Origin of the sequence: Bradyrhizobium sp. (assembly GCF_050014615.1) — a bacterium.
Taxonomy (GTDB): domain Bacteria; phylum Pseudomonadota; class Alphaproteobacteria; order Rhizobiales; family Xanthobacteraceae; genus Bradyrhizobium.
The window spans coordinates 1-13,848 of record NZ_JBEKCZ010000213.1; the positions used below are offsets into that span (position 1 = coordinate 1).

The window sequence follows — 13,848 nt, forward strand, 5'->3', positions numbered from 1 at the left end:
TGATGATATTCTGCGCGAGCGAGGTGGCCTCGGCGGGATCCTTGATGGGAGCCTGCACGATGGCGAATTCATCGCCTCCCATCCGTGCGATCGTGTCGGTTGCGCGGACCAGCCCGCGCAGCCGCTCCGCCACCATCTTCAGCAGCTTGTCGCCGGCGGGATGGCCAAACGTGTCGTTCACCGCTTTGAACTGATCGAGATCGAGGTGATGAACCGCGACCATTTGCTCGCGATGAATTCGGCTGCCCAGAGCATGTTCGAGCCGTTCGTTGAGCAACACGCGATTGGCGAGATCGGTCAGCGCGTCGTGGTGCGCCATATATTCGATCTTGACCTCGGAGCGCCGCTGTTCGGTGATGTCTTCATGGGTGGCAACCCAGCCGCCGTCGGGCATCGGTCGATGGCGAATCTTGAAGGTGCGCCCGTTTTTCAATTCGACGATGCTGTCGGTGGGCTCGTTGGATACCGCGACGTTGGTGCGCCAGTTCAGGTATTCATCCCTGGACATCGCGGGAAAGCTGCCGGCATTAAAGCGCATGTCGACGATTTCGGTCAAAGGGGTCCCGGGGCCGACGCGGTCGCGCGGAAGATCATACATGTCGACGTAGCGGTCGTTACACACGATCAGCCGATGTGCGGCATCGAAGAAGCACAATCCCTGCGACATGTTGTTGATGGCGGTATCGAACTGGAAGTGGCGGATCCGCAGGTTCTCTTCCTGCTGCCTGAGAAGCTCGTGCTGCTGCGCCAGACGCGCGTTGACGTCCTCCCGCTCCGTGATGTCCTCGTGGGTCGCCATCCCACCGCCGTCCGGCATCGGATAGACGGTAAAGATAATGGTCCGGCCATCGCTGAATTCCTGGACGGTCGCGGTCTGAACGGCGCCGTCGCGAAAGCGTTCCTGGATGTAGGCGTCGGAATTGGAAGGCGCCTTCTGCCCCATCGCCAGCCGGCGCTGGATGAGTTCGTTGAGCGGAGTTCCGGGTTTTACCTGCTCGGCCGAAAGTCCATAGATTTCCATATACCGCTTGTTGCAGAACACCACCTTGCGCTGCTTGTCGAAGATAACGAGCCCCATCGAAAGATTGTTGATGGCTTTCTCGAGCAGCCAGCTCGGGACAGCTGGCTCTGGATTGATGGCACGCTTCACGACATCCGTCATATGGCGATCCCCTGCTGCGACCGGCAGCGCTCCTGCGACGAATAGCCGGGCATTGGAAGACCAAGCTGGTAAATGGCGTCCTTGAAACGTGGTGGTTTCGGCGGGTTCCTTGGAGTTCGCTGAACAAAGCGTTAAGATTTCGCCGCCCGGATGGGGGCTACACCCCATCCACCAGAATCACCCTGACATCGTTGACATTGGTGAGCGTCGGCCCCGTCAGCAGGAGATCGCCGGTCGCGGCGAAGAAGGCGGTGGCGTCGTTGTTGTCGAGATAGGCTTTCGGGTCGAGGCCGAGCGATCTCATCCTGGCGAAAGTGCCCTGATCGATGATGGCGCCGGCGGGATCGGCGGCGCTGCCGGCGCCGCCATCGGCGCCGTCGGTATCTCCAGCCAGGGCCGAAATGCCCTGGGTGTTGTTGAGAAGCCCGGCCAGTGCCAGCGCATATTCCTGATTGGGGCCGCCGCGCCCGTTGCCGCGCACGGTCACGGTGAGTTCGCCGCCGGAGACGATCGCGACGCGCTTGCCGTCGCCATGTGCTTTCAGCGCGAGCCGCGCGTGATCGGCGGCGACATCGCGGGCCTCGCCTTCGAGGTCGGCGCCGAGATCGATGATCGCGTATCCGGCGTCCGCGGCCACCTTGATCGCGGCGTCGAGCGAGGCCTTCGGCCGCGCGATCAATTCGAACTGCGTGCGCGCAAAGGCGGGATCGCCGGGCTTGCAGCTTTCGTTGCCGGCGTTGTCGAGCGCGCGGCGGATGGCATCGTCGACCGCAAGGCCATATTTCGCGACGATGGCGCGCGCGTCCGCGAGCGTCGTTGGATCGGGCACCGTCGGTCCCGATGCGATCGCCGAGGGATCGTCATGCGGCACGTCCGATATCGCCAGCGTCACGATGTCGGCCCGTTGGCCGGCACGCGCCAGCCGGCCGCCCTTGATCCGCGACAGATGCTTGCGAACGGTGTTGACCTCGCCGATCGGCGCGCCGGAGCGCAACAGCGCGCGCGTCAGCTGCTGCTTCTGCGCGAACGACACGCCGTCAACCGGCGCGATCCAGTTCGCCGATCCGCCGCCCGACAGCAGCACCAGCAGGAGATCGTCCACACCGGCGCCCGCCGCCATTTGCAGGCTCAGCTGCGCGCCCTTCAGCCCGGCCTCGTCGGGCACGGGATGGCCGGCTTCGATCACCTTGATCCGGCGCGTCGGCACGCCATGGCCGTGACGGGTGGTGGCGATGCCCGATAGCCGATCGAGGTCGAGCCCCCATTGGTCGAGATAATGTCGTTCCGCGGCCGCGGCCATCGCCGCGGCGGCCTTGCCGGCGGCAAGACAGATCACCCGTCCCTTCGGTATCGGGCGCAGATGCGCCGACAGCACGATATCGGGATGGGCGGCGGCGACGGCGGCATCGAAGATCGAGCGCAGGAGAGGGCGTCTGTCGGTCATTGGTTCACGGGATCAGGCATCACGGGATTGGCCATCAAGATATCGGACGCCGGTTATCCATCCGATTGGCGCAAAAGAAAACCCCCGCGGCGCGCCGCTGGGGGATGCGGTCGTCGCGAACTGTCAGCGGGCCGAAGTGTCCCGACTAGCCCCTGCCAACAATCTAAGCTAGCGTTCAGCTCAGATCGAATCAGCGAGGGCTGGTGGTTTCCCGGCGTATGCATTGTATTGCCGAGGCGGCGGTATGGGTTTGGCATCTAGGGAACCCCATCGATGACGCCTCGATTCGTGAGCTGCAGAGCACGCGAGACGAAGCGTGATTGGCGATCAGGTCAAAGACCCGAAGCCCCGTTGAGCGGCTCACATCCAAGAAGCCCCCGGCTTTGCCAGCGTATGCTTACCAGGTGAACTCAATCGCGAAAGAGGAGCACCTGCATCCAGCGACAAAACAAGGCGCATCCTGACCATGACCACTGAACCCGCTGCTCCCGCCACCCTTCAGCCCCTTCTTGGTCAACTCAAGGATCTCGGCTTCAAATATATCCAGGACGAGGACTACGCCAGCGCTCAGTTCGCTTTCAAGAAAATCCTTGAGCTGGACAACAAGGATATCAACGCGCGATTCATCTACGCCCATCTGATCGACGACGGCTCACACAAGAAGGCCGCTGAGTCACGCGATATGCTGTTGGCCATTCTGGACGAGCATCCAGCAATATTTGACCAGCCGACCGAAACCAATCTGAAGCTGATAAGAGGCGCGGCAACGAAATGCCGCGACGTCGGGCCCTTCAGCAAGGGAATTGAACTTTTCCGCAAGTTGGCCCACGCATCAGGCAGCGCCGGCGACTATTATCAGCTCAGCGAAATCCTGACTCAGGGTAATTTTTTTGAAGAGTCGATTGCCAGTCTTGAAAAAGCGATCGCGCTTGATCCCGCGACTTTCGATGTCGCGGCCACCAGAGAGACCCTGGAAATCGCAAGATCGCATTTGAGCCAGACAACTTCCAAAACGGCAAAAGGCAGGAAGAAGATCGGTCGCTATCCGGAAACGGCAGAATTTCTCGGCGATTTTCAGAAGCTGATGAAGGACCATATCGCTGTCAATTTGAACAGCGAGTCCAAATTCATCAACAAGAATACCAGATTTTTCACGATGGGTTCCTGCTTCGCCAGAAATCTGGCCAAAAGCCTGCACGCGAGCGGTTACGTCAGCCATCACATGGAAATCTCCGAATACATCAATACGACGTTCGCCAACAAAGTGTTCGTCGACTGGCTCAGTGACGCCGCTATCGATGGCGCAATTCGCGACAGGATCGTCGAGCTGTTGCCGCCGGGCTGGAGCAAGGAAAATGCGCTGCAGATCATCCGGAATAGCGATGTCTTCATTTTGACGCTCGGTGTTGCGCCTGCGTTTTTTGACAGGGTAACCGGCGATTTCGTCTTGCCACGGCCCAGTGGCCTGAATTCCAGGGTGCTGGCGGAGAAATATCTGTTTCGGACCACGAGCGTCCAGGAAAACGTCGACAATGTGCTTTACCTGATCGAATTTATCAGAAAAATATCGCCTGACATGAAGATCATCGTCACCGTTTCCCCGGTGCCGTTGCTGGCTTCCTTCGAATATGAGTCAGCCGTTCAAGCCGACTGCCTGTCAAAAAGCACGATGCGGCTGGTTGCCCATGAGGTGGTGAATAATTCGAAACTCTCGAATATTTTATACTGGCCATCATTTGAAGTTTTCAGATGGGCCGGCTCAAATGCCAGTAATTATTATGCCGCGGACGATGGCGCCGCCTGGCATGTTTCCGAAGAAAAAGTGGCTGGCACGATCAGGGCATTTGTCGACATGTTCTCTGCCGCGTGACCGTGGCCGGTCAAAACCGGTGTAGCTTCCCGATATCACAAAACCCCGCGGCGCGCCGCGGGGTTTTGCGATCGATCGGTGTCCGGGACCTCTTGACCGGGGATCGCGTCCTGGCGTCAGCCGCCGACATCCGCGCTGATGATGTCGCCGAACAGCTCCCATTTCTCGCCCTTGAACCTCATCAGCTGAAGCTGGCTGAGCGGGCCGAAATTGGTTGGGCTGGTATTGATCTTGATGCCGGGCAGCAGGACTTCGGTACGAAAATTCTGCAGGTTCGCGGCTTGCTTCATGATGTTGGCGCGGGTGAGGTCGTCACCGCATTTCTTGAGCACCTCGACCAGGGTCTGCGAAACGCCGTAGCCGACCACGACGTTGATATCGAGCTTGTTGCCCTCCGGATAATCCTTGGCGAGGAAGTCGTAGAACTGCTTCATGCCGGGATCGTTGTCCCACTGCGGATCCGACGCGTCCTTGAGGTAGGAGGCCGAAATAATGCCTTGCGCGTTCTCGTAACCCGCCGGCTTGATCACGCTGCCGACCGACACCGAAACGTTGTTGAGGAAGTGAAGCGGCTTCCACTCGATCTCGGCGACCTTCTTGATCGCCTGCGCCGCGAATTTCGGCGTGGCGATGTCGATGAACACGTCGGCCCCGCTCGATTTGAGCTTGACGATGTGGCTGTCGACGGTCGGCTCCGAAGTTTCGAAGCTCTCCTCGGCGACGATCATCGAGGCGGCCTTGGCGCCCAGGCCATCCTTCAGGCCCTTGAGGTAGTCCTTGCCATAGTCGTCGTTCTGATACAGCACGGCGATCTTGGCGTCCGGCTTCTCCTTGAGAATATATTTGGCGTAAATCTGGGTTTCGCTCTGGTAGCTCGGCTGCCAGCCCATGGTCCACGGAAATTCCTTGGGATCGTTCCACTTGGTGGCGCCGGTGGCGACGAACAGCTGCGGCACCTTCGTTGAACAGCAGCAGGACCTCGTCGCTTTCCACCAGCTTGCGCGCCTGTTCCACGGTCTTCGGCGGACTGTAGCTGTCGTCATAGCTGATGAAATTGATCTTGCGGCCGTTGATGCCGCCGGCATCGTTGATCTTCTTGAAATAGGCGGCTTCGGTCTTGCCGATCACGCCATAGGCGGAGGCGGGGCCGCTGTAGGGCATGATGTTGCCGATCTTGATTTCGGTGTCGGTGGCGCCGGTGTCGTATTTCTTCTGCGCCAGCGCGCCGCTGCTGGACGCAGCAAGCACCGCCAGCGCGGCGGCTGAGGCGATTGCAATTCTGTTCATGATCGCTGGCATCGCGGTCTCCCTCTTTTTCCAATGGCATGGACGGTGTGTCATGGCCTTCTTGATCGAAAGCTCTTTGAACCGATGCCTTGAGTACCATTTTACCGGGACCCTCACAACAAAAAGCCCTCCGCGCGACGCGCGAAGGGCTGCTTCTTTAGTAGTCAGGCGGCCATCGTCAGATGACGCTGCGTCGCTCGCTCAGGCGCCGATACGCATGGTTCCTCACGCGTATCAGTTGCTGGCTTCGCCGCTGATGATATCGCCGAACAGGTCCCATTTCTCGCCCTTGAAGCGCTCCATCTGAAGCTGCTCGATCGGCGCGAAGTCGGTCGCGGAGGTATTGATCTTGATGCCGGGCAGCAAGGTATCGGGCGCGAAGTCCTTCAAGCTTGCCGCCTGCTTCATGACGTTTTCGCGGGTCAGGTTGTCGCCGCACATTTCCAGCACCTTCACCATGGTCTGGGCCGCGCCGTAGCCGTAGACCACCGAGCCGTCGAGCTTGTTGCCTTCGGGATAATACTTCTCGAGAAATGCGAAGAATTTCTTCATGCCGGGATCGTTGTTCCATTGCGGATCGGCGCCGTCCTTGCCGTAGTTGGCTGACAGAATGCCCTGCGCGTTCTCGAAGCCGGCCGGCTGGATCACGCCGCCGACGGAAGTCGAGACGTTGGACACGATATGCAGCGGCTTCCACTCGATCTCGGCCAGTTTCTTGATCGCCTGCGCCGCGAATTTCGGGGTGGTGATGCTCAGGAAGACATCGGCGCCGCTGGCCTTGAGCTTGACGATGTGGTTGTCGATGGTCGGCTCCGAGGTCTCGTAACTTTCCTCGGCAATGATCATCGACGCCCTGGCGCCGAGCTGGTCCTTCAGGCCCTTGATGTAGTCCTTGCCGAAATCGTCGTTCTGATAGAGCACGCCGATCCTGGCGTCCGGCTTCTCCTTCATCAGGAACTTGGCGTAAATCCGCGCTTCGGTCTGATAGCTGGGCTGCCAGCCCATGGTCCACGGAAAATCCTTCGGGTCGTTCCACTTGGCGGCGCCGGTGGCGACGAACAGCTGCGGGACCTTCTTGGCGTTCAGATATTTCTGGATCGCCGAATTCGAGGGCGTGCCCAGCGCATTGAAAATCAGCAAGACCTCGTCGCTCTCGACCAGCTTGCGCGCCTGCTCCACGGCCTTCGGCGGGCTGTAGCCGTCGTCGTAGCTGACGAAATTGATCTTGCGGCCGTTGATGCCGCCCTCGGCGTTGATCTTGTTGAAATAGGCTGCCTCGGTCTTGCCGATCACGCCATAGGCGGAAGCGGGACCGCTATAGGGCATGATGTTGCCGATCTTGATCTCGGCGTCGGTCGCGCCGGTGTCGTATTTCTTCTGGGCCAGGGCAGCGCCGGTCGTGGCAGCGAGGGCAAGAATCGCCGTCGCGGACGCGGCGATAAGTGTTCTTGGTTTTGAACGCATTTTTTCTCCTTGGGTTTTCTCGGCTAGTTTTTCTTGAATTTGCCGAGCAGTTGTTGTGCGACCACGGCGATTTGCCTGGCGCCGTGCGGCACCAGGAAGATGACGAGGAACAGCAGCACGCCGAACACGGCGCCGGACAGCCCCTTCGAGATCCCCTCGGCGATATTCGGAACGAAGATGATGAACGCCGAACCCACGATCGATCCCGGCAACCATCCGACGCCGCCGACCACCATGCCGAGAAACAGCGAGATCGCCAGCGTGATGGTGTAGCCGTCCGGTGCGACGAACTGCACCGCGATCGCGCCCAAGCCGCCGGCGACGCCGGTGATGCCGGCGCTGACCCCGAACGCCAGCGTCTTGTACAGGGCGACGTCGATGCCCATGGCGGATGCGGCGATTTCGTTGTCGCGGATCGCCATGAAGGCACGGCCGGAGCGCGATTTCAGCAGATTGACGGAGAAAATATAGATCGCGACCGAAACCGCGAGCGTGAAATAATACAGCCACATGTCCTGCGACATCGGCAGGCCGAACGGCGCGTCAGGCTTGGTCACCACCAGGCCCTGCACGCCGCCGGTCCATTTCTCGAATACCCCGAGCTTCAAAAGCTGCGGCATGGCGGTGGCCAGCGCAAAGGTCGCCAGCGCCAGATAGACGCCGCTCAACCGCAGCGCCGGCTGGCCGAACAGGAAGCCGAAGGCGAAGCAGACAATTCCGGCGATCGGCAATGTCAGGGCGTAATTGATATCGGCATGTTCCATCAGGATCGCCGAGGTGTAGGCGCCGACCGCGTAGAAGGCGCTCTGGCCCAGCGAAAACTGGCCGCTGCCGCCGGTCAGGATATTCAGCGCCAGAACGGCCAGCGCATAGATCAGCAACATCGTCAGCTGGAAGATGATGAAATTCTTGACGAACAGCGGCACCAGGATCAGCACCAGCAGCATCGCCAGTGACGTTCCGTTACCGAGTGTCATGGCGCGCTTGGGAACGGCCTCGACCGCGGGCGCTTCGGTGACGACTTCCTGAACGGCGCTCATGATCAAACTCGCTTCACGATGGGCCGGCCAAACAGGCCCGCCGGTTTGACAACCAGGACGGTGATGATCAGCGCCAGCGCGATCGGCAGCTTCAGTTCATTGCCGACGCCGGGGATATAGGTGCCGGCGAGATTTTCGATGATGCCGACCAGGAAGCCGCCGATCACGGCACCGAACGGGCTGGTCAGTCCGCCGAGCACGGCGGCGGCGAATCCGTAGATCAGCACGCCGCCCATCATGTTCGGCTCCAGAAACACCACCGGCGCGATCAGCATGCCGGCGATCGAGCCGATCGCCGCCGCCATGCCCCAGCCGAGTGCGATCATCCAGCCGGTGTTGACGCCGACCAGCCGCGCCGATTCAGGCACCGAGGCGGCCGCGCGCATCGACAGCCCGATCCGCGTAAACTGGAAGAACAGGTAAAGCAGGATCAGCAGCAGGACCGTGACCCCGATCATGCCGGCCTGATGGGTCGAGATCAGCTGGCTGCCGAGAAACGGCGACGATCCGAACGGTGTCGGATATTGCTTGATGGTGAAATCCCAGATCAGCCCGGCCACGCTGTTGATGATCGCGTACAAGGCGATGAAGCCGGCGACGTTGGTCAGGATCGGGGCCTTGGCCAGCGGCTTGAACAGCAGGCGCTCGATCAGGATGCCGGCGGCGAACGAAAATGCCAGCGTGAGCACGAACGCCCCCCAATAGGGCACGCCCCACTGCATCAACTGCCAGGAAATGAAGGTCGAGAACATCGCCATCTCGCCCTGGGCGAAATTGAGATGGTCGATCGCCTGGTAGATCATGACGACGGCGAGCGCCATGCAGGCATAGATCGCGCCGGTGGCGATGCCGGCCAGGACCTGATTGGTGAAAAGCTCCACGGCCGTGCTCCCTCAATATCCCAGATAGGATTTACGCACATCTTCGTTGTTCGCGATCTCGGTGGCACTGCCCGACATCACGATCCGTCCGGTCTCGATGACGTAGGCCTTGTCGGCGAGTTCCAGCGCCAGCTGCGCGTTCTGCTCCACCACCAGGATGGTGACCTTGTCCTCGCGGTTGATCTTGCCGAGGATCTTGAACAGGTCGCGCACGATCAGCGGCGCCAGCCCGAACGACGGCTCGTCGAGCAGCATCAGCCGTGGACGCAGCATCAGGGCGCGGGCGACCGCGAGCATCTGCTGTTCGCCGCCCGACAGCGTGCCGGCCTGCTGGGTGTAGCGCTGCTTGAGCACCGGAAAGTGAGCGTACATGCGCTCGATGTCGGACACGATGCCGGCCCGGTCGCTTCGCGTGATGGCGCCAAGCTGAAGGTTTTCTTCCACCGTCATGGTGGTGAAGGTGCCGCGGCCCTGCGGCACATGGGCGATGCCGAGGCGGACGATGTTTTCGGTCGAGCGGCCGGCGAGCGGCGCGCCGTCGAATTCGATCGCGCCGGTGGTGCGCACCATGTTGCAGATCGCGCGCAAGGTCGTGGTCTTGCCGGCGCCGTTGGCACCGAGCAGCGTCGTCACGCTGCCTTCATTGAGAGCAAATTCGAGACCATGAAGGGCCTGGACCTGGCCGTAATAGGCCTTGAGATCCCGGATGTTGAGCATCGCCGTCATGTATCCTTGCTCCCCAGATAGGCCTTGATGACATCCGGGTCGGACTGCACCACGGCCGGCGTTCCCTCGGCGAGCTTGCGGCCGAAATTCAGCGCCACCACGTGATCGGCGATCGACATCACGAGGCCCATGTGATGTTCGACGAGCAGAACGGTCATCTTGCGCTGGTCGCGAATCCGGCGGATCAGATCGCCAAGCGCGTAGACTTCCTCGTGGTTGAGGCCGCCGGCGGGTTCATCGAGCAGCAGGATCTTCGGATCGGCCGCCAGCGCGCGCGCCAGCTCGACGCGTTTCTGGGTGCCGAACGGCAGCCCGGAAACCGTGAGATGGGCGACGTCTTCGAGATCCAGATAATTCAGGATTTCATGAACGCGCCGGTTGAGTTCGGCCTCGCTGCGGCGAACCCAGGGCAGTTTCAGCGAGTCGCTGATGATGTCGCTGTTGGTGCGGGCATGGGTGCCGACCCGGACGTTGTCGAGCACCGAAAGATTGGGAAACAAGGCGACGTTCTGGAAGGTGCGCCCGATGCCGATTTCGGCGATCCGGTGCGGCGGTCGCTTCAGGATGCTCTTGCCTTCCATCAGGATGTCGCCCTTGCTAGGCTGATAGAGTCGGCTCAGGCAGTTGAACAGCGTGGTTTTGCCGGCGCCGTTCGGGCCGATCAGGCCCAGGATCTGGCCCTGATGCATGTCGAACGAGACGCCATTCAACGCAACGATGCCGCCGAACACGACGCTGACGTCGCAAACCGCAAGCAGAGGAGCAGCCGAACCAGTCTGTTCCTGCGCCAGTTGTGCCTGCGTCATCGCACCCCGCCCGGATGCTTCATCAGGCCGGAACGAGCACGCCAACTGGTTCGCCGGCTGCGATGGTGACGGCTACCTGATCCCCTCGACCACACGTGCAACTTTCCCTCCTGCTTTCAACTTTTTGTTCTCTTCTTTTTTTGATTGCGGCGCTGCGCCACCCAGGGCGGCTTCGATGTTCCTTACCATCGCCACGAGACGAGGTCCAATATCGGTGCGCAGCCGTTCTTCCGTGAAGCGGAATGCGGGCGCGCCACAATTGAACGCGTAGGGGCCTGTTCCGTCGTTCAACTTTAGTGCGACGCCGACCGCGTGCACATCGTCCTGCCACTCGCCGGCCGAGATCGTAAAGCCGAGCTGCTTGACGGTTTCACCGGCACGTTCGATGCCGTCGCGCATCCGCGGCCAGCGGTTGCCGTAGTGCTCGCGAAGTTCGCGTAACAATGAGGCACGCTCGTCGTCGGGCAGCGCCCAGATATAGGCCCGGCCCATCGCCGTCGTTGCGATCGGGATTCGCGACCCGACATCGAGCTGCACGCCCAGCGTGAGACCGTTGCGGCTCTGGCCGAAGTAAATCATGCTGAGACGGTCACGGCCGCCGACCGCGACCGCGCCGCCGGTCGCGCGCATGACTTCCTCGCGATAGGCCTCGGACAAATGCCGAACGCCGAGATTTGCAAGTGCAGCATAGCCGAGCGACATGGCTGACGGTGACAGCTGGTATTTCTCGAACCGCGGAACCGGCGTAAGGTAGCCCAGTTTGGTCAGAGTATAGGTCAGCCGCGAAATGGTTGGCTTGGGCAGATTCGTGCGGGCCGCGATCTCCTGGTTACCAAGAAGCCCGTCATTGGGATGGAATGCGCGCAACACATCGAGGCCGCGGGAAAGCGCGACGACGAAACTGCGATCGGTCGCCACTTTCTTGCCTGGACGCTTCATTGCCTGCTGCTGTCGCTGCGCGGACCTCGTTGACAAGGGACGTGCTTCAAAATAACCCTCGCTGTCAAGATGTGGAATTAAATTCCGCAGTGCGAAATTCGTAAGAACAGCCGATCCAGGGAGAATCTCGTGAACGAAGTAGTCAAGCTCGAGCGTCGTGACGTCGTCGGCATCGTCACGGTCAACAGTCCTCCCGTCAACGCGCTGAGCGCTGCGGTGCGGGGTGGTATCCTGGAGTGCATCAAGAGCGCCATCGCCGATCCCGAAATAAAGGCGATCGTCCTGACCTGCGGCGGCCGCACCTTTATCGCCGGCGCCGACATCACCGAATTCGGCAAGCCGCCAAAGCCTCCGGGCCTGAGCGAGGTGCTGACCGAGATGGAGAATTCGCCGAAGCCGATTGTTGCCGCCATTCACGGCACGGCGCTGGGCGGGGGCCTCGAGGTCGCGCTGGCCTGCCATTTCCGCGTTGCAACCAAGGACGCGCGGCTCGGCCTGCCCGAGGTGAAACTCGGTCTGTTGCCGGGCGCCGGCGGCACGCAGCGCCTGCCGCGCGCGGTCGGTCCCGAGCTCGCGGTCAAGATGATCGTGGCCGGCGATCCGATCAGCGCTTCGGAGGCGTTGAAGAACGGCCTGATCGAGGAAATCGTCGAAGGTCCGGCCACCGGCGGCGAGGCGTTCGCCCGCAAGGTGCTGGCGGAGAAGCGGCCGCTGCGCAGGCTGCGCGACGACGACAGCAAGCTCGCGGCGGCGAAGGCCGACCGTTCTATCTTCACCAACGCGGTCGCCGCCCTCACCAAGAAGGCGCGCGGGCTGGAAGCGCCGTTTGCCGCCGCCGACGCGGTCGGCGCCGCGATCGATCTGCCGTTCGATGAAGGGTTGAAGAAGGAACGCGAGGGCTTCCTCAAGCTGGTGTCGAGCGATCAGTCCAAGGCGCAGCGCTACGCCTTCTTCTCCGAGCGCGAAGCGGCCAAGATCGCCGGCGTTCCCGAAGGCACCAAGGCCCGCAATGTCGAGCGCGTCGCGATCATCGGCGCCGGCACCATGGGCGGCGGCATCGCGATGTCGTTTGCCAATGCCGGGATTCCGGTGACTCTGATCGAGACCGGCGAGGAGCAGCTCAAGCGCGGCATGGGCGTGATGCAGAAGAATTACGAGGCCACCGCGGCGCGCGGCGGTATTCCGGCCGACGCCCCCGCCAAGCGCATGGGACTGATCACTGGCGTGGTCGGGCTCGAAAACGTGAAGGACGCGGACCTGATCATCGAAGCCGTGTTCGAGACCATGGCGATCAAGAAGGAAGTGTTTACGGCGCTCGACAAGTTCGCCAAACCGGGCGCGGTGCTCGCCAGCAACACCTCCTATCTCAACATCGACGAAATCGCCAAGGTGACCAGCCGTCCGCAGGACGTGCTGGGCATGCACTTCTTCTCGCCCGCGAATGTGATGAAGCTGTGCGAGATCGTGCGCGCGGACAAGACCGCGCCGGATGCGCTGACCACCGCCGTTGCGGTCGCGCGCAAGATCGCAAAAGTGCCGGCGGTGGTCGGCGTCTGCGACGGTTTCGTCGGCAACCGGATGCTGGCGCAACGCGGCAAGCAGGCGGAAAAGCTGCTGTTCGAAGGCGCGCTGCCGCAGCAGGTCGACGCGGTGGTGACCAAGTTCGGCATGCCGATGGGTCCGTTCGCGATGGGCGATCTCGCCGGCCTCGACATCGGCTGGCGCTCGCGCAAGGACCGCGGCATCAAGTCGGAAATCGCCGACGCGCTGTGTGAGGCCGGCCGCTTCGGCCAGAAGACAGGCAAGGGCTACTATAAATACGAGGCCGGCTCGCGCGCGCCGCTGCCCGATCCGGAAGTCGAGAAGCTGATCGACGAAACCCTGCAGCGGCTCGGGCGCAAGAAGCGCGTGGTCAGCGACGACGAAATTCTCGAGCGCATGATGTATCCGATGATCAACGAAGGCGCGCGGATTCTGGAGGAAAAGATCGCCGCGCGTCCGAGCGACATCGATGTGATCTGGCTTTATGGGTATGGCTGGCCGATCTACCGCGGCGGCCCGATGTTCTATGCCGATCAGGTCGGCCTCAAGCACATCGCCGAGCGGCTGTCGTTCTACGCCAAAGAGACCAACGATCCCTCGCTCGAACCGGCGCCGCTGCTCAAGCAGCTGGCGGCCGAAGGCAAGACCTTCGCGTCGCTGGCGCAGACCGCGAAAGCGGCGTGATGG

Annotated in this window: 10 protein-coding genes and 1 pseudogene; 2 read left to right on the forward strand and 9 right to left on the reverse strand. The window is 61.5% G+C overall.

Going from position 1 to position 13,848, the window contains the following annotated elements; all coding sequences use genetic code 11:
* Positions 1-1,162: sensor domain-containing protein (locus ABR948_RS25185; RefSeq protein ID WP_428123192.1), on the reverse strand; the 1,162-nt coding region annotated here is incomplete at its 3' end.
* Between the two features lie 157 nt (positions 1,163-1,319).
* Positions 1,320-2,606 (reverse strand): glycerate kinase type-2 family protein, encoded by a 1,287-nt coding sequence (locus ABR948_RS25190; protein ID WP_428123194.1) that lies wholly within the window; start codon positions 2,604-2,606, stop codon positions 1,320-1,322.
* 466 nt (positions 2,607-3,072) lie between these two features.
* Between ABR948_RS25190 and ABR948_RS25195 the strand changes: the two genes are divergently transcribed.
* Complete coding sequence (locus tag ABR948_RS25195; protein ID WP_428123195.1) at positions 3,073-4,476, forward strand: GSCFA domain-containing protein; 1,404 nt, start codon at positions 3,073-3,075, stop codon at positions 4,474-4,476.
* 116 nt (positions 4,477-4,592) lie between these two features.
* Here ABR948_RS25195 and ABR948_RS25200 read toward each other — a convergent pair.
* The 7 genes and pseudogenes from ABR948_RS25200 to ABR948_RS25230 all read right to left on the reverse strand — a co-directional run bounded on the left by ABR948_RS25200 (position 4,593) and on the right by ABR948_RS25230 (position 11,619).
* A pseudogene (locus ABR948_RS25200) lies at positions 4,593-5,817 on the reverse strand (ABC transporter substrate-binding protein).
* Between the two features lie 180 nt (positions 5,818-5,997).
* Positions 5,998-7,227: an ABC transporter substrate-binding protein gene (locus tag ABR948_RS25205; RefSeq protein ID WP_428123197.1), complete on the reverse strand. Its 1,230-nt coding sequence runs from the start codon at positions 7,225-7,227 to the stop codon at positions 5,998-6,000.
* Between the two features lie 23 nt (positions 7,228-7,250).
* Entirely contained in the window at positions 7,251-8,267 is a 1,017-nt protein-coding gene (locus ABR948_RS25210) for a branched-chain amino acid ABC transporter permease (RefSeq protein ID WP_428123198.1), read from the reverse strand.
* 2 nt (positions 8,268-8,269) lie between these two features.
* The gene (locus ABR948_RS25215; RefSeq protein ID WP_428123200.1) at positions 8,270-9,148 is read right to left on the reverse strand and encodes a branched-chain amino acid ABC transporter permease; all 879 of its coding nucleotides are present in this window, start codon (positions 9,146-9,148) and stop codon (positions 8,270-8,272) included.
* Between the two features lie 12 nt (positions 9,149-9,160).
* Positions 9,161-9,874, reverse strand: a complete 714-nt coding sequence (locus tag ABR948_RS25220) for an ABC transporter ATP-binding protein (RefSeq protein ID WP_428123202.1) — start codon at positions 9,872-9,874, stop codon at positions 9,161-9,163.
* Entirely contained in the window at positions 9,871-10,680 is an 810-nt protein-coding gene (locus ABR948_RS25225; RefSeq protein WP_428123203.1) for an ABC transporter ATP-binding protein, read from the reverse strand. The genes ABR948_RS25220 and ABR948_RS25225 overlap by 4 nt, the downstream gene beginning before the upstream one ends.
* 72 nt (positions 10,681-10,752) lie before the next feature.
* A complete protein-coding gene (locus ABR948_RS25230; RefSeq protein ID WP_428123204.1) occupies positions 10,753-11,619 on the reverse strand; it encodes an IclR family transcriptional regulator in 867 nt (288 codons plus the stop codon).
* A gap of 129 nt (positions 11,620-11,748) precedes the next feature.
* On the opposite strand from ABR948_RS25230, the gene ABR948_RS25235 reads away from it, so the two are divergent.
* Positions 11,749-13,845 carry a 3-hydroxyacyl-CoA dehydrogenase NAD-binding domain-containing protein gene (locus ABR948_RS25235; protein WP_428123206.1) on the forward strand — a complete coding sequence of 699 codons (2,097 nt, stop codon included), beginning with the start codon at positions 11,749-11,751 and terminating at the stop codon, positions 13,843-13,845.
* The last annotated feature ends 3 nt before the right edge of the window (positions 13,846-13,848 follow it).